This is a genomic window from Ruegeria sp. BB7, assembly GCF_056539365.1.
In genome coordinates, this window is the sequence record NZ_JBQFUV010000008.1 from 1 (window position 1) to 16,971 (window position 16,971).

17 protein-coding genes are annotated in these 16,971 nt (G+C 56.0%); 4 read left to right on the forward strand and 13 right to left on the reverse strand.

Annotated elements, in window-relative coordinates; genetic code table 11:
- The coding region (locus ACR0D7_RS13030; protein ID WP_480679393.1) for a calcium-binding protein at positions 1-1,475 on the forward strand (1,475 nt) is incomplete at its 5' end.
- A gap of 442 nt (positions 1,476-1,917) precedes the next feature.
- On the opposite strand, the gene ACR0D7_RS13035 is transcribed toward ACR0D7_RS13030, so the two are convergent.
- The 10 genes from ACR0D7_RS13035 to ACR0D7_RS13080 all read right to left on the reverse strand — a co-directional run bounded on the left by ACR0D7_RS13035 (position 1,918) and on the right by ACR0D7_RS13080 (position 11,476).
- Entirely contained in the window at positions 1,918-2,088 is a 171-nt protein-coding gene (locus ACR0D7_RS13035) for a hypothetical protein (RefSeq protein WP_480679394.1), read from the reverse strand.
- A gap of 89 nt (positions 2,089-2,177) precedes the next feature.
- Positions 2,178-5,270, reverse strand: a complete 3,093-nt coding sequence (locus tag ACR0D7_RS13040; protein ID WP_480679395.1) for an efflux RND transporter permease subunit — start codon at positions 5,268-5,270, stop codon at positions 2,178-2,180.
- The gene (locus ACR0D7_RS13045) at positions 5,270-6,367 is read right to left on the reverse strand and encodes an efflux RND transporter periplasmic adaptor subunit (protein WP_480679396.1); all 1,098 of its coding nucleotides are present in this window, start codon (positions 6,365-6,367) and stop codon (positions 5,270-5,272) included. Before ACR0D7_RS13045 ends, ACR0D7_RS13040 begins: the two co-directional genes overlap by 1 nt.
- 301 nt (positions 6,368-6,668) lie before the next feature.
- The gene (locus ACR0D7_RS13050) at positions 6,669-7,811 is read right to left on the reverse strand and encodes an NnrS family protein (protein WP_480679397.1); all 1,143 of its coding nucleotides are present in this window, start codon (positions 7,809-7,811) and stop codon (positions 6,669-6,671) included.
- 20 nt (positions 7,812-7,831) lie between these two features.
- Complete coding sequence (gene ubiV, locus ACR0D7_RS13055; RefSeq protein WP_480679398.1) at positions 7,832-8,743, reverse strand: ubiquinone anaerobic biosynthesis protein UbiV; 912 nt, start codon at positions 8,741-8,743, stop codon at positions 7,832-7,834.
- Positions 8,744-8,748: 5 nt separating this feature from the next.
- The gene (gene ubiU, locus ACR0D7_RS13060; RefSeq protein ID WP_480679399.1) at positions 8,749-9,747 is read right to left on the reverse strand and encodes a ubiquinone anaerobic biosynthesis protein UbiU; all 999 of its coding nucleotides are present in this window, start codon (positions 9,745-9,747) and stop codon (positions 8,749-8,751) included.
- A gap of 17 nt (positions 9,748-9,764) precedes the next feature.
- Positions 9,765-10,274 (reverse strand): ubiquinone anaerobic biosynthesis accessory factor UbiT, encoded by a 510-nt coding sequence (gene ubiT / locus ACR0D7_RS13065; RefSeq protein ID WP_480679400.1) that lies wholly within the window; start codon positions 10,272-10,274, stop codon positions 9,765-9,767.
- Positions 10,275-10,277: 3 nt separating this feature from the next.
- Positions 10,278-10,466 (reverse strand): hypothetical protein, encoded by a 189-nt coding sequence (locus tag ACR0D7_RS13070; RefSeq protein ID WP_480679401.1) that lies wholly within the window; start codon positions 10,464-10,466, stop codon positions 10,278-10,280.
- Positions 10,463-10,939 carry a hemerythrin domain-containing protein gene (locus ACR0D7_RS13075; protein ID WP_480679402.1) on the reverse strand — a complete coding sequence of 159 codons (477 nt, stop codon included), beginning with the start codon at positions 10,937-10,939 and terminating at the stop codon, positions 10,463-10,465. Before ACR0D7_RS13075 ends, ACR0D7_RS13070 begins: the two co-directional genes overlap by 4 nt.
- A complete protein-coding gene (locus ACR0D7_RS13080; RefSeq protein ID WP_480679403.1) occupies positions 10,940-11,476 on the reverse strand; it encodes a DUF2478 domain-containing protein in 537 nt (178 codons plus the stop codon).
- 250 nt (positions 11,477-11,726) lie between these two features.
- Between ACR0D7_RS13080 and ACR0D7_RS13085 the strand changes: the two genes are divergently transcribed.
- Both ACR0D7_RS13085 and ACR0D7_RS13090 read left to right on the forward strand, forming a co-directional pair.
- Entirely contained in the window at positions 11,727-12,140 is a 414-nt protein-coding gene (locus ACR0D7_RS13085; RefSeq protein WP_480679514.1) for an Rrf2 family transcriptional regulator, read from the forward strand.
- A gap of 161 nt (positions 12,141-12,301) precedes the next feature.
- Positions 12,302-13,120, forward strand: coding sequence for a DUF2189 domain-containing protein (locus ACR0D7_RS13090; RefSeq protein WP_480679404.1), 819 nt, complete (start codon positions 12,302-12,304; stop codon positions 13,118-13,120).
- Between the two features lie 143 nt (positions 13,121-13,263).
- On the opposite strand, the gene ACR0D7_RS13095 is transcribed toward ACR0D7_RS13090, so the two are convergent.
- Positions 13,264-14,274 carry an AbrB family transcriptional regulator gene (locus ACR0D7_RS13095; protein WP_480679405.1) on the reverse strand — a complete coding sequence of 337 codons (1,011 nt, stop codon included), beginning with the start codon at positions 14,272-14,274 and terminating at the stop codon, positions 13,264-13,266.
- A gap of 123 nt (positions 14,275-14,397) precedes the next feature.
- On the opposite strand from ACR0D7_RS13095, the gene ACR0D7_RS13100 reads away from it, so the two are divergent.
- The gene (locus ACR0D7_RS13100) at positions 14,398-15,081 is read left to right on the forward strand and encodes a GntR family transcriptional regulator (RefSeq protein ID WP_480679406.1); all 684 of its coding nucleotides are present in this window, start codon (positions 14,398-14,400) and stop codon (positions 15,079-15,081) included.
- Positions 15,082-15,099: 18 nt separating this feature from the next.
- Here the strand turns inward: ACR0D7_RS13100 and ACR0D7_RS13105 are convergent, their stop codons facing one another.
- Positions 15,100-16,101 (reverse strand): HupE/UreJ family protein, encoded by a 1,002-nt coding sequence (locus tag ACR0D7_RS13105; protein ID WP_480679407.1) that lies wholly within the window; start codon positions 16,099-16,101, stop codon positions 15,100-15,102.
- Positions 16,098-16,919 (reverse strand): peptidyl-prolyl cis-trans isomerase, encoded by an 822-nt coding sequence (locus ACR0D7_RS13110; RefSeq protein WP_480679408.1) that lies wholly within the window; start codon positions 16,917-16,919, stop codon positions 16,098-16,100. The genes ACR0D7_RS13105 and ACR0D7_RS13110 overlap by 4 nt, the downstream gene beginning before the upstream one ends.
- Positions 16,920-16,971: the final 52 nt, after the last annotated feature.

The following is a 16,971-nucleotide window of genomic DNA, read 5'->3' on the forward strand; positions in this document are numbered from 1 at the left end:
CCTACATCTACAGCCTCGGTGACGGCAATGATGTGATCTCGGACTTCAGCTATCAGAACGTCAACGACCGGCTGGTCTTCACGGACCAGAACGCTGATGATGTGACCTTCTCGCGGAATGCGGGTGCGGACCTGGTGATCACGTTGAGCGATGGCGCGACGGTCACGGTGACCAACCACTTTGACAACACCCGGGAAGATCTGGAGCTCATCGAGTTTGCCGACGGCACCGTGCTGGACTTGCAGGGCATCGCTCAGAAATCGATCAGCGACCAGAACGGTGCTGGCGATGACGTGGTGCTTGGCTCTATCGGCAACGACACATTCCAGGGCGGAGTTGGCAACGACACGCTGAAGGGCGGTGATGGTGCGGATACCTACATCTACAGCCTCGGTGACGGCAATGATGTGATCTCGGACTTCAGCTATCAGAACGTCAACGACCGGCTGGTCTTCACGGACCAGAACGCTGATGATGTCACTTTCTCTCAGAACGCTGGCGCGGACCTGGTGATCACGTTGAGCGATGGCGCGACGGTCACGGTGACCAACCACTTTGACAACACCCGGGAAGATCTGGAGCTCATCGAGTTTGCCGACGGGACCGTGCTAGGGGTGCAAGGTATTCGGTTAAAGGCCCTAGACGGCGGGTCAGGAAATGACTCTCTGACCGGGTTTAGTAGTGACGATATCATGCATGGAAATCTGGGAGATGACTATCTCTTTGGCTCTTCCGGAAATGATACGATCCACGGAGGTGACGGCAACGATGAAGTTCGTGGAGGGGTCGGTAACGACACACACTACGGCGGTGCAGGTGATGATTTAATCGTTGCGTGGGACGGTGATGACCTTGCTTGGGGCGGCACCGGAAATGATGAACTGTTTGGCAACAATGGCAACGACAATCTCCACGGCGACGAAGGAAATGATCGCATTGACGGCGGAGACGGCGACGATAACCACTATGGCGGGACCGGTGACGATGTTCTGGTCGGCAACGTTGGCGCGGACTTGTTCGACGGAGGCGATGGCGTGGATACCCTTGAGTTCTCCTACACGAGCGATGACGTTACCCTGGACCTAATGCAAGGCACGGCAACGTTTGAGAGCGGCTTTGTTGAACAACTCCTGAACATAGAGAATGTGATCGCTGGGTCCGGCGACAATGAAATTATAGGGACGGATTCAAAGAACAGTCTGGATGGTGGCGCTGGCAATGATACTCTGACTGGCGGCGGCCATGCAGACAATTTCGTTTTCAAATCGAATTTTGGAAATGACACGGTTACCGACTTTGAAGATGATGTCGACCTGATACAAATTGACATTGCCGGTGTTGGTATAGAAGACCTGACTGTATCTCAGGATGGGACGGACACCAGAATTGATGTGAGTGGCCATGGTTCCGTCAGATTGACAGAAATCGACAGCGCTTTGATCACATCAGATGATTTCCTGTTCCAAATTGCTTGAACTAAGTATGCGATTTTCAAAAACACGACGAGGAGCCTAACGGCTCCTCTTTTTGCGTTTCGGGTATCAAGTTGGGTCAGAAATGCTTGGCGTTTGGGTTGGAAATGAATGACGGGATTGGCCTGTTTATTGAGGTTTTGGCTGTCGATTGAGTCAAATATCAGTGACGTTCCTCAGTAATTTCCAAAATTTCAGCGAATGGCGTTTGACAGGTCAAACCCTTGCGATTTTGGGTTCATGTCACGTTGGAGGGTCTCATTGGATTTGAATCGGTACCACCGGTATACGCTCCATAGACGTACCACCAGTATACGCTCCATAGACCAGGTATTCATCTTTTCGATCGAATAACAATTCGCTAGCGCATCCAAGGAGCTTTGCTCAGGGTTCAACTGGCGTTTTGCGTCATTGGCAACACAACTCAAAAATTAACTTTCCGTCCTCACTTTGGAGTTTCGCCAAAGTAGCCTCCAAAGAACGCGATCATTGCGAGCAACACACCAACCAGTATCGCGATGACTAGAAGCGCTCCACTGCCTTTGGCGAAATATCCCAGCGAAATCAAACCAACCACGAAAATGCCAACTAAAAAGTACAGTACTGTATTGTTCAACTTAACCCCCCGGAATTAGCTGTCTAAGTTAAAGAACTACCTGTTTCGCGAACGCAAAATCCGACACAAAGACCGTTTTAATGGCGACGTCAAACGATCTTGGCTGGTTGTCGAATGCCATTCAGTGTGGCGAACAAGACCGGTACCAGTATCATTGTGAGCATCGTACCCACGGTCAATCCGCCCATGATCGTGACGGCAAGACCAACCCAGAATACGTCCGGCAGCAACGGTATGACGCCCAGAACTGTCGTCGCTGCGGCCAGTACGACGGGACGCAATCTTGAAGCGCCGGCATTCAAAACGGCGTCGTAACCCAGCTGGCCTTCGGCCAAGTTATCGTTGATCTGATCAATCAGAACGATCGCATTTTTGATCATCATACCCGCCAAACTCATGCCTCCAAGTAGCGCAACAAACCCAAACGGTGTGTTCGTGAGGAGCAAGCTTGGAACGATCCCTATGAGTACAAATGGCACTGTCAAGAAAATGGTCAGCGGCCTGCGGTACGAGTTGAAAAGCCCGACCACGATAAGGGCCATAATCGAAAACGCGGGTATCATTCCCGGGATCAATGACGCTTGCGCTGACATTGTGTCCTCGTACTCTCCACCCCATTCCATGCTGTAGCCCTGCGGCAGGTCTGCTTCCAAGGCGTCAAAATCGGCGAGAACTGCAGCGCGATAGCTTGGTAGTGTGACACTGTCAATCGGATTGGCCTGAACGGTCAGAACACGGCGCCGGTCACGGCGATTGATCGTGGGGTCTTCTGGCTGGATATTCACGCTACGAACAACCTGGGCCAACGGGACAGGTTCGACGGAAAACGGTGACTGCATTTGCAGCAGTTCAAAGTTGTCCACGGCTGCCACGTCTTCCGCCCCAGGGCGCACTATGATTGGAAGCAGTTCGTCGCCTTCGCGGTAGAGCCCAACCGATCGGCCATCAAAGGCCCGTTTCGTCGTATTACCCAAGTCTTCATAGGTGATACCTGTCCATCGCGCTCGGTCCTGATCATAGTCGGGAACTGTCTTCAGGACACGGTTGCGCCAATCCGTGCGCGTCACTTTGGTCCACTGATGCTGATCCAGTATTGCAACGGCCCTGTCGCCAATTTCGCGCAAAGTCTCCGGATCGGCATCCGCCGGACCGATAATGCGATTTTCGAATGCCCAGGTATTGCTGGGACCGACGCCGAACTGGCGTGTGAAAGAAGTCGCCTCGGGCATATTTGCCGATATCCAGAGCGAGATCGCTTTTGTCATTTCGGGGATGTCACGATAGTCGTCGACGTTCACGATGACTTGCCCGTAGGATGGATTGGTGCCTTCGGGGTCTACTGGTAGGTAGAATCGCGGAGGGCCGGCGCCAATGAAGCTGGCGATACCTGTTACGCGTTCATCCATTTCCACCTGCTCTTCGATACGCCTGATGGCTTCAGAGACTGCCTCGATCCGAGTTCCCTCAGGCGCGTAATAGTCGATCATGTACTTGGTCATGGACGAGGTCGGGAAAAACAACTGCGTCACCGAACCAAAACCAATCCCGGCAATGACCAGTGCTCCCACCGCCACTCCGATCGTCAGATAGCGAACCCGGATCGCTGCCGCCAGAAAGCGGCGGTAAATGGCATAGAAGCCTGTATCGAAAGTCTCGCTGCTTTCTCCTTTTGGTTCCGGCAGCAAAGCAACGCACTGCAAGGGTGTGACCGTCATTGACAGCAACCAACTGACCAAGAGTGCGATGCCAACGACCGAGAAGAGCGTGCGGCAGTATTCTCCGGCGCTCTCAACAGAGGCAAAAATCGGGTAGAACGCCATAACCGCGACGAAAGTGGCCCCAAGCAGCGACATGGCAGGACGGGTTGCGGCGTCAATTGCTGCTTTCGCGCGGTCCATTCCCTGCGACATCCGGACCATTGCGCCATCCGCAACTACAATCGAATTGTCGACCATCATACCAAGCGCAATGATCAACGCCCCCAGAGACATTCGTTGAAGATCGATGCCCAGTGCTGCCAATGGAATGAAGGTGGCAAGTATCGTCAGGATCAGCCCACTGCCGATGATGAACCCCATCCGAATGCCCATTGCCAAAGTCAAAACGACCAGAACGATTGCGACGGCTTGGCCAAGGCTCACCAGAAAACTGCTTACCGCGAGGTTTACGTCATCGGACTGCCAATGAACCCGTTCGACTTCAATGCCCACAGGCAAACCCGCGATCAGTTCTGATACTCTCGCGTCTACAGCCTCGCCAACGCTGACAACGTTGACGCCAGACTGAAATGATATTGCCAAGCCAATAGAGGGCAGGCCGTTGTAGCGCATCATTGTCGTTGGCGGATCGGCATAGCCTTCCTTCACTTCAACAATTTCACCCAGCCGCAGCAGCTCAGGCCCCCGTATTTGACCGCTTTGGGCCTGATCCAGACCACTTGGCCGAACGACCAGATCCGCGATATCGGTTGGGCTGGTAAAGGTCCCGCTTGGCGCAATGCGCATACGGTAGTCACCGATATTGACCCGCCCTGCGTCCACAATTGCGTTCTGGGTCTGCAACGTGTTGAGAATAGTCTGAGCCGAAACACCAAGCGCGGCCAGGGCTTCCTCTCTTGTTTCCAAGTAGATGACCCTGTCGCGTTCTCCCCAAAGATCAACGCGCCCTACACCGTCGATCAACGACAACTCTCGTTTGAAATCTTCTGCGAAACCATCAAGCTCCTGAGCGGAAAACCCATCCGACGTCATAGCAAGCAAAAGACCAAAGACGTCGCCGAAATCATCGTTGATGGCGGGGCGACCCGCGCCTGGGGGCAGGTCTGTTTCCACGTCTCTGACTTTACGGCGCAGCGTATCCCAGATTTGTGGTAATTCGTCTGACCAATAGTTCGGCCGGATCTCGACTTTGATGGTCGACACGCCGGCGCGACTTTCGCTCGAGATGTAATCAATTTCCTTTATTTCTTGGAGCTTTAGCTCAATCCGTTCGGTTACCTCCTGTTCAACCTCTTCAGGACTAGCCCCAGGATAGGGAGTAGTTACTACCGCTGTCTTGATGGTGAATTCGGGGTCTTCCAACTGCCCAAGGCTAAAGAACGCTGAAATGCCGCCCAACGTGAGCATGATAACCGTGAACCAAATGAACTTGGCGTTGCGGATCGAAAACGCAGCGAGGCCCATTACTCCGCATCCTCAGAAAGTAGCGAAACCTTCTGACCCTCTCGCAACGAATTCGCTCCGGCAGTGACAACGACATCGCCAAATTCCAGACCTTCGCTAACCGCAACCCCTTGTGATCGCGGAGTGCCAAGCACAACCTTTCGCGCGGTCACACTTTCTGAATTGGCATCAAACACCCAGACGTGTGGGTCGGTTTCCCCTTCAGGCACGAAGACTGCGCCGGCAGGTACCATGATCGCATCAAATGGCTCGTACCCTTCCTTTGGTTGGCCGCGGACACGCCCTGCCATGCCCGGAAGGACAAGTGCGTCTTTCGGTTGATCCATGATCAACGTGACGGGGAAGGTTCGGGTCGTCGCCGAAGCCTCTGAACCAATCTCACTGATTTCTGCCGGTAGAACCACGTCACCCAAAGCATCGAAAGTGACAGTTATGTTCTCAATATGCGGGATCAGGGCGATGTAGCGTTCTGGGATGTCGATCACCACTTCGATATGCTCGGCATCCAGAATACGCAGAACCGGAGTCTGGGCTGCAACCTCTTCAAAATCTTCAATGTATTTCGCGACCACACGGCCATCAAACGGCGCCGCGAGGCTTGTATAGGTCAAGTCAAGCGTTGCCCTATCCAGCGCACCTTGCACAGAATTGATGGCCGCCTGAGCTGATGTTTCACCCGCGACAAAGCGATCAAGCGTTGCCTGTGCGGCAACTTCTTTCTCAACCAATGATCGCTGCCGATCTGTTTGCAATTTAGCATTGTCGAAGGTCGCTTGCGCGCTTGCAAGCTCTGCCGTAAGTCGGTCAACCTCAGCTTGGTAGGGAGCAGGATCCAGCGCCGCGATTACGTCACCTTTCGTCACAAGGTCACCAACCTGAACGTCGACGCCGACAACATTGCCCGGCACGCGGAACGCCAATGACACTTCGCGCGCAGCTCTGGCTGTTCCGACAAAGTAACGGTCATGTAAGCTGGATAGATCAGAAATCTCAGTAGCTCTGACAGGCCGGATAATTGTTGTAGTCGCTTCTTCTTCCTTCTCCCAGCAGCCTGCAAGCGTCGAGAAGGCAAAAAGCCAAACAGATAATCTCTTCATTTCCCCCTCCCGTGCGGCCCGCTTTCCGCTCGGTGTTTCTGCGAAGGGGGCCTAATTTGCAAAATTGGCGCTAAAAGCTGTTTGAATTGTACGCACTTATCAAACAAAGTCAAAAACCAGAATTTGTGTAAGCGCCGACCCACAACCAGCAAATTACGATGGCTATAAGTGCGATTGCTGACAGGTAAGCCTTTGGATAGCGGCCATATCGCGTTTCCACAGGCTGCCTGTCCTTCAATCTGCTGAACACGATCTCGATGCGGTTGCTCCGCTTGTGGCATCGCGGTCGGAGCCGTCCGAATTACTCATCAATGGAACGTTTTGGCCCGCTGAAGACTGGTCGGGGGACAGGACGGAGCAGTGCCGCGCCGTGCCGAAGCAAGACAATGGACCAGGCTATGCACCAAATCAGCGGCGCGTCAGCGTGCCCTTGCGTATCTACCGGGATAAATACTCGAATAACGGCAGCCGTCCACAAAAGCGCGAATCCGCATTGGTCGATCAAAGCCGGCCGTAAGCGATTGCCGCGCCGTGCCACAGCGCGCGAAGCGACGGCATAGATCGAGCATGCGATTGCGCCAGCAGTCAGCGCATGCAGAGCCGCGCTGTCTGACAGCGTCCAGACATTTGCCCTACTGAGCGCCACTAGAAACAAACCCAGAGGCAGCCAAGAGTAGGCCAGAGTCAGCATGCTCAGCAAAGAATCCTTGAAGGTTTCTGCAGACAGCCAAAGCAACAATCGGGCGACTTCGGATGTGGCGGTGATTACCAGACATGCAACTATCCAGTCGGATGCGATTCCAAGCGTGTCCAGCAAGAATGCAACGAGAAGTGCCAACGCAGAGGGGTACCCGCAAAGCTTTGCTAACTTGTAGCGCCATTCGTAGGAAACGGTGCAACTCAACCGGTTCCAGGAAAAGCCCGCAATCATGCGGCCGCCCACTATCTGCAATAGGATCGCAAAGCCCAGAACCGGAATGGACGGCAAGATGCCTCCACGGAGCACTGTGATCTGGATACCGGTCATCGCCAGCGCAAAAAGCGCAAATCCGACGCTTTTTGCAGAAACGGATCGCAAGGCTGCCCGCGCGAGGGTCAGTGTCACAAAGCCCATAAAGGCAGCAGTTCCTGATACGACCAAGGCGGGCTCTGTGCCAATTGCACCTGCTGCTGTCAGCCGGGCCAAGACCCAAAGCGCCAAAAGGAGAGCAGTATCCCGGCTCGACATACGAGCCCCATTGGACCAACTGGGCATCGCAGTCAGCGCGTAGCCTGCAAACATGGCTGCGGCAAAACCAAACACCATCTCATGCCCGTGCCAGGCCCACCGGTTACCAAGCGGCGAATGCGCCAGGTCAATCCCTGCGCCCCAGTTGACCAGCCCAACCCCGACGATTGCCCAGGTTGCGCCAGCCAGAAACATGGGGCGATGGGGTGCCGTCATTGGACGGTGTCCAAGAATGATTATGCCGGACTGGCGTTGGCTATGCGGCGGTATCCGGCCTCTCCGTAAAAGAAGCCGTTGCTGAGCGGAGTCTTATCGCAAATCTGACGCAACATGGCCTCTGCCTCGGGTAGATCGAGGCTGCCGTCCAATGCGCTACGGTAGGACTGCGCGACTGCCACCATGTCCACCGCTTGCGGCATCAGGCGCAAATGGGTGACACCGTTACCTGTCAGCCGTGTTACTTCCCGCATCAAGTCGACATAGCTTTCCGACTGGGTCTGGATACCGTTCACCCGCAGGATTGGCCGATCGTCACTGGTGGTCAAAGGCATCCCGTCAGTGTCGTCTTCGCAGACAAACTGACAGTTGTCCTTAGTGCGACCGTGCGCGCGCGCGTGGTAGCAGCGCGCCGATACGGCCAGTGAGGCGCGGCCGAAAACCTGAACCTCGACGCCAAGACCCAGATCGCGAGCAGCCTGCGTCGCTACGGCTATGGCAGGGGCTGGCAGCTCGGTCGGCAGGACGACATGGGTTGCCCCCTGATCGGCCATCCATTTGATCGTGGCCTCGTTATAGGCATTCATGAAAGGGCCGACACGATGGGGCTGTTTGCCGCGTGCATATAACCCTGCGGCGTTGTTGATCTCGATCTCGTGACTGTCCATTGTGGCCAGATCTTCGGTCGCTTTTCGCTCGCGCTTGAGCATCACTTCGGCAAGCGAAGACAAGATAACCCGTTTGCCCGCGCGCTCCAGCCGCTCAATGATGGTTGGTAGTTCAGCCTCTTGGAAAGGTGCGCGCTTGGAGCAAATGACTTCACCCAGATACACCTCGTCAACGGGTGCCTCATCCGCGATGCTGGCGTAGAAGTCGCGTCGCCGCTCGGCGGACCAGTGATAGGCGATCGGGCCCAGTGTCAGTTTTGTCATTTTCATCACCGCCATTTCTTTGTCTCAAAGGCGCCCTGTGTCTGCTTCTGCCCTTCGGTCAGTGCCACGAGGTCGGCGATATTCGCCTCTCGGCCCGCGCGGATGTCATCCACCGCCGCGCGAAAGGCTTTCACAACATTGCGCACATAACTTTTTGACCGTTGCCGCCCTTCGATCTTGAAGGCATGAACGCCCGCTTCGATCAGCTCGGGCAACAGGCGTGAAAGGTTCAGGCTGATGGGTTCTTCAAAGGCGTAATACCCTTCGGGTCGGTGCGGCGCGGCATAGCGACCCTTGCAGATTGTGGGATAACCTGCTTTTTCGTCCGGGCCGAAACAGTCGATGGTAAAGCCCGCAAGCTGCGAGGACATCGACCCGTCATCGTGGCGGGCATATTCGACGTCCGAGGCCGGGGAACACACGCCGTCCATATTCGTCGATTGCCCGGTCAGATAGTTGGTCAGGCTGCACCGCCCTTCCACCATCAGCCCGTGATTGCCAAAGATGAAGGTTTCGATCTCGCAGGGGATTTCTTTGCGAATTTCGCGGATCTCGGGGATTGTCAGAATGCGTGGCAGGACAACGCGTTTAACCCCGAAGTTCTCGCAATAGTAACGTATGGCCTCGGGGCTGGAGGCTGCGGCCTGTACTGACAGATGTAACCGAATACCGGGATGGGTGCGGGCGATATAGTCAGCGACGCCCATATCGGCAACGATGAACGCATCGACGCCAAAGCGCGCACCAGTATCGGCGGCCTGCCTCCAGAGGTCGACCTTACCAGCAGGCGGATAGGTGTTGAGAGCCAGCAGAACCTTGGCCCCCTTCGCATGGGCATATTGGACGGACTCAGCCAGTTCCTCCGGTGTAAAATTCAGGCCCGGAAAGTTGCGGGCATTGGTGGCGTCTTGGAAGCCGCAATAGACGGCGTCGGCACCAGCATCGACGGCGGTGCGTAGGGCCGCTGGTGTACCGGCGGGACAGATTAGTTCGGCAAGGCTCATGGTTGGCCTGTATCCTTTCAGGTTGCGGGGTATGAACGGCGCAGTCGTGCCAGGATCGCGCGGCCCGGTGCGCCAAACATGTTGGCGGTTTCTTCGGCGATGGAACCGTCGACATCGTCGAGCGCATTTCTCAGCCTCACCACAGCTTCGGTGTCGCCGGTCACCTCGAGATCGCGCGAGAAGAAGGCTGCATCACCGTCCTCCTCTGAATCGACCAACTCTAGCAGCAGCATGAAGCGTCCACGGATCGCTGCCCCGGCAACGGGTGCAAGATCGCGCGGAACGGCGCGGAAGATCAGCGCTTGTGGATCAGGGCGAAGATGCAGAGCAAAGGGCAACTCAACCGGGTCGATGATGTAATCAGTTTTTTGATGCGGCCCGAGCCGGGCAAAAAGCGACGGGTGGCTTTTGGCGACACGCCGCACCACCCGCGACAGGATCGGCTGTACAATTGCAGCCGACAGCCGCGCCACCGGGCGCTGACCCGGCAAACGCGGGCGATGAACGGGGTCTGTGTTGGCGGTCATTTCTTAGGTCTCCCCTGCAGTCGACAGGTCGGTCATTTCCACAATCGGTCCGTCATAGGGTTGCGAAAAGTTGGTCAGTAAGTTCGCTGCGGATGGTGCAGTGACGATCAGCGCTGGGCGCGGGGCCGGGGTTAATTCAGGCATCACCGGTTCCGCTTCGAACAGTGAAGAAAATGTATTCTTGCCGTTCATGCCCGGGACTCGATGCGCGGGAAAAGCACCTCGTTTTCAAGGTACATGTGTTCGTCGAGATCTTCGACCAGCTTGCCGAGGCCGACATAGAGGCGGCGCCAGCTTTGGCAGGCGTATTTCGGGAGGCGGAAGCCATGAGTTATAGCGGCGATGCGGTTCAGCGCGGCCTCGTGATTGCCATGGGCTTTGCGTAGGTCTGGGACGGCCTTGGCCGCGCAGGTCGGGTATCCGGTCTGCAGTGCAGTGAAGACGGTTTCCTCTTCATCGCGCATGTGATCCTCGAGTTCTTCGAACATCACCTTAAGCGCATGGCTCAAACCATGCGGTGTGTTTGGGTCGGTCGCATGGGTCGTCTCGACTTTGCAGGCCAGAGCAATCAGATCGGGCATCTCGCGCCGGTGTGTGTCATGGTAGCGGGTCCAGATGTGATCAATCAGCGCGGCTGTTGGCGCCTGAGTTGTCGGATCGTGCATTTACGCCCCCTCGATGCGTGACGCAGCAGGCTTGACCACTGTCAGGCACCAGGCCAGAACTTCATTCTCGTTGGGTGTTAGCGCTGTTGCCATGCCGCCCGCGAAGTGTTCGAAAGCCGCGCGATGAGCGTCGGACACACCGGTCAAGACCGGTACGTTGCGCGACAGGGCCTCGACGATCAGAGCGCGAAAACCGCGCCCTTCGGCCTCGCTGACACCGAACTTGTTCAGCACGATCAAATCAACCTCGCCTGCAACCAGCCGTGCGGTCGCTGTACCAACAGCCTCCTCCAGCGCCCCGGCATCCATCCGGCAGGCTGTGGAGCCAGCGCCAAGATCTTGCGTGATCCGGGCGATCGGCCCATCAGGCAAAAGCCATAAATCGCTGTTGCAGTTGGAAATCCCACTGGGTGTTTCTTGTCGGCGCAGGGCACCGCCAAGCCGGACCCCCTCAGCCTGCAAACGCTCGACCACTGCGGAAAGCAACTGATCTGTAGCACCTCGACCCGTGGCCGAAACACTCGCCAGTCTCATCATCTGCCCAGCCTCTGTTGGGCGCCCTTCGCCAAGGGGGGCAGTGGGGAGGGGATTTCTAGAGGCGTCTTGTGGTACTGGGTCAAAACAGGACCGACCTGAGTGTCGATATTCTTTTGTGTAAGGGTGGCTGCATCCTGTTTCACGGCCGATCCTTTCGCTTTCGAGTCGTCTGGTGACATCGAATTGGTATTTGATTTGCCGAATACTCTCGGTTAATACGCATTGCAAATACCAAAACAGGATTGCGACCTTGCGCCTCACTTCTTTTACCGATTACGGGCTGCGCGTATTGATGCGCTTGGCTGGCGCGCCAGATTGCGCCATGACGACCAGCGAACTCGCGGCTGAGTTCCAGGTGTCACGCAACCACCTCGCCAAAGTGATTTCTGCTCTTGCTGGGGCGGGTTATCTTGAGACGCGGCGCGGCGGCAGCGGTGGTGCAATCTTGGCTTGCCCACCAGAGGAAATACGACTGGGCGAAGTTGTGGCCTTTCTGGAATCCGGCCAGGTACTGGTTGAGTGCTTTTCGCCGGGTGGTGCTGCTTGTACCTTGACGCCAAACTGCCGTCTAAAAGCGCGATTGGCGCAAGCAGAAGCGTCCTTTATAGCCGATCTCAACCGTAGTACTTTGGCCGATTGCGTCTATCATCCCGATATTTTGTGACTACCAAGTTACGGATCTTGGAACAAATTCTGTCATTCCACCTCCCTTGCCCATATGCCTCAGCTGATGCAAACTTGCATATTAAGGAAGGATGTCTGTTTCACCGCTGCATCTGTCGGTGAATGGACCAGCGCGGCACCATGCATTGAGAGGAATGTGTCATGACATCCAAAACCGCAGGCCCCCCGCCACCCGAAAATCTGACGCCGCCGCAGCAATCCATGCCTGAGGTCAATAGGCTGACGTCAGGTGATATTACCGCATCGCTGAAGGCTGGGTTTTCCGACTTTTTGGCTCGCCCCGTAATGAGCGGTTTCTTCGGGCTGTTCTATGCGGTTTTTGGAATCTTGTTGGTTTGGAGCCTGGTCTGGCTTGGTAAGATCTGGTTGATCATTCCCGCCATAGTGGGCTTTCCGTTGATCGCACCGTTCGCCGCAGCGGGGCTTTATGAAATGTCCCGCCGGTTGCAGAAAGGAGAGGGTTTCGGCTGGTCTGAAATCCTCACTGTCATGGCCAATCAACGCAAGCGCGAAATGGGCTGGATGGCCTTTGTCACCCTGTTCATTTTCTGGGTGTGGGTTTATCAAATCCGGCTTTGGCTGGCGATCATTCTGCAGGATGCATCCTTCTCGGATTTTGACGGGTTCTTGAACATTGTATTCTTCACACCGCAGGGCTGGACCTTTCTGGCCGTTGGCACCTGCGTCGGCGCCTTTTTGTCGGCTGTCCTGTTCTCGGTGACTGTCGTCGCCATGCCAATGCTGCTCGACCGGGAAACAAATTTTGTGTCCGCAATGCTCACGTCCCTTCGCGTTGTCGCGGAAAGCCCGGTGGTCATGCTTGGCTGGGCGGCGATCATTTCGGTCACGATGCTGTTGTCGCTGGTCTCGGCCTTCTTGGGCCTGATCTTCACCCTGCCGATCCTTGGCCACACCACGTGGCATCTCTATCAGCGGGCCGTGTCGTCGGCGGAGGAGTGATTTATCCAGCCACGACCCTGAGCAGGGTTTACGCACCAAGTATTTTGATACCCGCTTGAACCCCTGTCTTTTAGTCTCCAGTCAGGGACCGTTCGCTGGAACGGTCAAATTATAAAGCTGCTGCTGGGCTGGCCGGCAGTGTTTCATGCAGACCAGCGCCGGATAAGATTGGCTACAATGGGTGCGCCGATAATTACCAAAACGATCCTCGTAAGATGGTGGGTAATAACAAAACCCAGATCAGCGCCCGAGACAATGGCCAGAACAGTCATCTCAGCCTGTCCGCCGGGGGCGAAGGCTAGGAAAGCCTCGAGTGGTTGGCCGAGACCCAACGTTGTGACAGCAGCTGTGAAGGCGGCTGCCAGTACTGCAAGGACGATGACATAGGTCAAGCCTGCCGCAATGATCCTGCGCAGTTCGTCCCACGTGACGCCCGCGAATTTCACACCGATTGCGCAGCCAATGAAAAACTGTGCGGCCAATATGGCTTCGCGCGGGGGACGGGTATGGATGAAATCGCCCAGCGACAGAGCTGCAGTCAGGATCATCGGGCCGAGAATGGATGCTCCGAACAGGCCAATCCGCTCGCCGCCTTTCCAGCCAACAAAGGCAGCCAGAACCATCAGCGCCAACTCGTGCACTGGTAGGTCGCGCGCGGGCTCTCCAATTGGGTTGGTTAGCTGCGCATCGTAAAAGACGGTCAGGAATAAAGGGGTCAGCGTCACGATGATTAATACTCGGGTACCGTGGATCAGGGACAGGGTGCGCGGATTGGCTCCAGCCTCGGTGCCGAAAATGATCATGTCCTGCAATCCGCCGGGCACAGCAGCGTAGAAAGCGGTCGTGGTGTCGAAACCCCAGATTTTGCGAAAGAATGGTACTCCGACCAGTACGATCAGCAGGATGAATAAAGGGACCAGCGCAATCGACGCTGCCATCCTTGGTAATTCGTCAGTTAGCGCCGGTGTAATCGATGCCCCAACCGCTACGCCCAGTATGGTACGGGCCGCGACCGAAACCCGCCCAAACCCCTCCAGGGGGGCATGGGCGAGGGCTGCAATCAGGCACGTGCTCATCGGGCCGAACAGAAAGGGTAGCGGAAGGTTCAATGCCCAGAATGCAACCGCCCCCAGAATCGCAAGGCCAAGCGTCAAGGCTCGCTTTGTCAGAAGGGAAGATGTGATGTTCTGGGTGAGCAAGGCGGTGGGTCCGGGGTTGTTGACTCGATAAGTATCCAAAAGTATACAACAGGATACAAAAAGACAAGAGAGCCCTTGATGACCACTCAGAACGACCCGCTACAATCTGGACCGCAAGGCAATTCTGCGTATCAGCGCCTGCTGGATGAGATTCGATGCGGTACTCTTCTGCCAGGTGAACGCCTGCGCGAGATTGATCTGTCCGAGCGTCTGGGCGTTAGCCGAACGCCCGTCAGAGAAGCGATCAGACAACTTGAGGCGGACGGGCTTGTCGTCCACGTACCGAGGCAGGGCGCTACGGTTCGCAGTCTCGATTACGCCGAAGTAATGGAGCTCTATGAGATGCGTGCCGTGCTCGAAGGCACGGCGGCTCGTCTGGCGGCGCGGGCTGCGTCGGACGTTGAACTGGATGAATTGGACGTACTGAACGATCGGTTGGCCGAGGCGGGCACAGGCCCTGATGCAGTGCGGATCAATCGCACCTTCCATGCCACGCTGCTGGACTCAGCAAAGAACCGGTTTCTCGCGAAATCCATGTTGTCGCTGCAAAAGGCGCTGCTGATCCTTGGGCCTTCACAGTTGTTGGATAGCGACCGGGCCGAGGCGGCGGTTGCAGAGCACCGACGCATCATGATCGCTTTGAAAGCCCGTGATGGTGCAGCAGCCGAAACAGAGATGCGGGCACATATTCACGCAGCCCAACGAATGCGCATCCGCGCGCTGCAGGAACGCGACCGCACAATCGATGAAACCAGCAGGTAGACACGATTTGGCCGCGTGTCAAAACCCACTGACACGTTCAACCAACCAGTAGATTGACACGCAACCAATGGCATAGCCGGTTACCGGTCTGATGATCGCGTGAAAACCAGTTGAACAGGATCGCGAGACCCTGCGCCAAAGGTAAATAGCAACCGATAGGACCGAAATGAAGGCAAGCTGGCCCGCTTCGACGCCAAGGTTAAAGGCGAGAAGCGCGGTCGGGATGTCCTGAGAGGGCAGCCCAATCTCAGACAGGGCGCCCGCGAAACCCAGCCCATGCAGCAGACCAAAGCAAAAGCAGACGATCCAAGGAAACTGCTCGGACAGCCGGAGCTGGCCTTCTTTGTGTTTGATGATTTCCAGCGCCAGAAATACAATCGACAGGGCTATTACGGCCTCAACCGGCGAGGCGGGCACGCGCAGGACCCCAAGTGTAGCCAGTGCCAGAGTGATTGAATGAGCGACGGTAAACGCCGTTATCGCCCCGATCAATCGCCACGGATCGCGCACCAGAATGAACAATGCGACAACAAATAGAAGGTGATCCCAGCCCTCCAAAATATGTTCGAAACCAAGCTGAAAATAGCTGAGGAAAACGGAAATCGTTGTAGGGGTCTCAGGCAAGGTCAGTGTCGAAGTGTCTGGTGTGAACCGCAATGTCGTGATTGCCGTGTCCAAGGGTTGAACCCGTAACAGAACGTCATTGTTTTGACGCTCAAGCCCTTTGATTGAGACGGTTTGACCAGCAATCTCAGCCTCGCAATCGGCGATCCAGGTGGACACCCAAGCGACCGTGTCAAAGACCGGCTGTGTCCCTTGTCTTGGGGTGCAAGGTTCAGGCAGGATCGCGTCGATACGCATCGGCTGGCCATTCACGTCAGGAATACGCCAAAGAACTTGCCATGTATTAGGGGACAACTGACGCAGGTCCAGATACCCCGGATCAAGTGCGTGGGCGGTACTCATGTTCGGGCAGCACAGCAGCCAAATTGCCAATATGAGGTTCAGGAATGCCTTCATTCGCCAAAATCCGGCTTCTCAATGCGGTACTGCCCGGCAAGGTGTTCGTATTGTGCCAGTGACAAGTCCTCGGCCGTGTCGCGGCGCCAGGCCAAGACAACCGCCTCACGGATATCCGCGAGCGGTGGCAAGGAACCTTCGCGGGTTTCCGTAACCCTGACCATGTGCAGCCCATATCCTGATCGAACCGGCCCGACCCAGACACCGACTTCCAAAGGCTCGAGCCCGGAATGGAACCCCGGCCCAAAGGTTGCATCTATTGCTTTTGGTGCCGTTAGCGGCATCGCCTTGGGCATCAGGGATGGCACGCCGACAGTCACCCAATCTTCACCGGCTTTCAGCTTGGATATCGCAGCCTCGACCTCATCCGGTTCTGGAGTTTCTCCCAGATATATCTGTTCAAAGGCCAGCCGTGGCGGCGTCGCAAAGCGCGCAGGGTTCGCCACAATATAAGCCTCAAGGATAGAATCCTCAGGCTCGACGGCGGAAGCAATCGCGTCGGCCAGAAAATCCATCTTTTGGGCCAACCGCGCGCGGATCACCTGATCCCCGCGATCCAGCCCGAGTTTACGAGCTTCGCGCACCAATACCTCTTCGCGTACGGCACCGTCGATTAGGGCCTGCAACTCGTCACTATTGGGTGGGCGTTTCCAGGTGTTTTCAAAGCGTGCGATCAGCAGGTCGACGTCGTTGTTATCAAAGACAATTACCTCGGGTGGCGCGCCACTGTTTTGGTTTGGTGAAACAAGGGCAAACCAGCCAAAGATAGCGGCCCCGATCAGTATGAAATGGAACAAAGGTTCTTTCAAAAAGCGCATGAACAGTCCTGAAGGCTCTGCAGACCAGCTACAATCCTGGGATTGAGTTTTT

Bases quoted from the DNA above. Each gene is read 5' to 3' on its own strand.
- ACR0D7_RS13040 (WP_480679395.1), bottom strand. From the start codon at position 5,270: ATGGGCCTCGCTGCGTTTTCGATCCGCAACGCCAAGTTCATTTGGTTC.
- ACR0D7_RS13045 (WP_480679396.1), bottom strand. From the start codon at position 6,367: ATGAAGAGATTATCTGTTTGGCTTTTTGCCTTCTCGACGCTTGCAGGC.
- ACR0D7_RS13050 (WP_480679397.1), bottom strand. From the start codon at position 7,811: ATGACGGCACCCCATCGCCCCATGTTTCTGGCTGGCGCAACCTGGGCA.
- ubiV (WP_480679398.1), bottom strand. From the start codon at position 8,743: ATGACAAAACTGACACTGGGCCCGATCGCCTATCACTGGTCCGCCGAG.
- ubiU (WP_480679399.1), bottom strand. From the start codon at position 9,747: ATGAGCCTTGCCGAACTAATCTGTCCCGCCGGTACACCAGCGGCCCTA.
- ubiT (WP_480679400.1), bottom strand. From the start codon at position 10,274: ATGACCGCCAACACAGACCCCGTTCATCGCCCGCGTTTGCCGGGTCAG.
- ACR0D7_RS13070 (WP_480679401.1), bottom strand. From the start codon at position 10,466: ATGAACGGCAAGAATACATTTTCTTCACTGTTCGAAGCGGAACCGGTG.
- ACR0D7_RS13075 (WP_480679402.1), bottom strand. From the start codon at position 10,939: ATGCACGATCCGACAACTCAGGCGCCAACAGCCGCGCTGATTGATCAC.
- ACR0D7_RS13080 (WP_480679403.1), bottom strand. From the start codon at position 11,476: ATGATGAGACTGGCGAGTGTTTCGGCCACGGGTCGAGGTGCTACAGAT.
- ACR0D7_RS13090 (WP_480679404.1), top strand. From the start codon at position 12,302: ATGACATCCAAAACCGCAGGCCCCCCGCCACCCGAAAATCTGACGCCG.
- ACR0D7_RS13100 (WP_480679406.1), top strand. From the start codon at position 14,398: ATGACCACTCAGAACGACCCGCTACAATCTGGACCGCAAGGCAATTCT.
- ACR0D7_RS13105 (WP_480679407.1), bottom strand. From the start codon at position 16,101: ATGAAGGCATTCCTGAACCTCATATTGGCAATTTGGCTGCTGTGCTGC.
- ACR0D7_RS13110 (WP_480679408.1), bottom strand. From the start codon at position 16,919: ATGCGCTTTTTGAAAGAACCTTTGTTCCATTTCATACTGATCGGGGCC.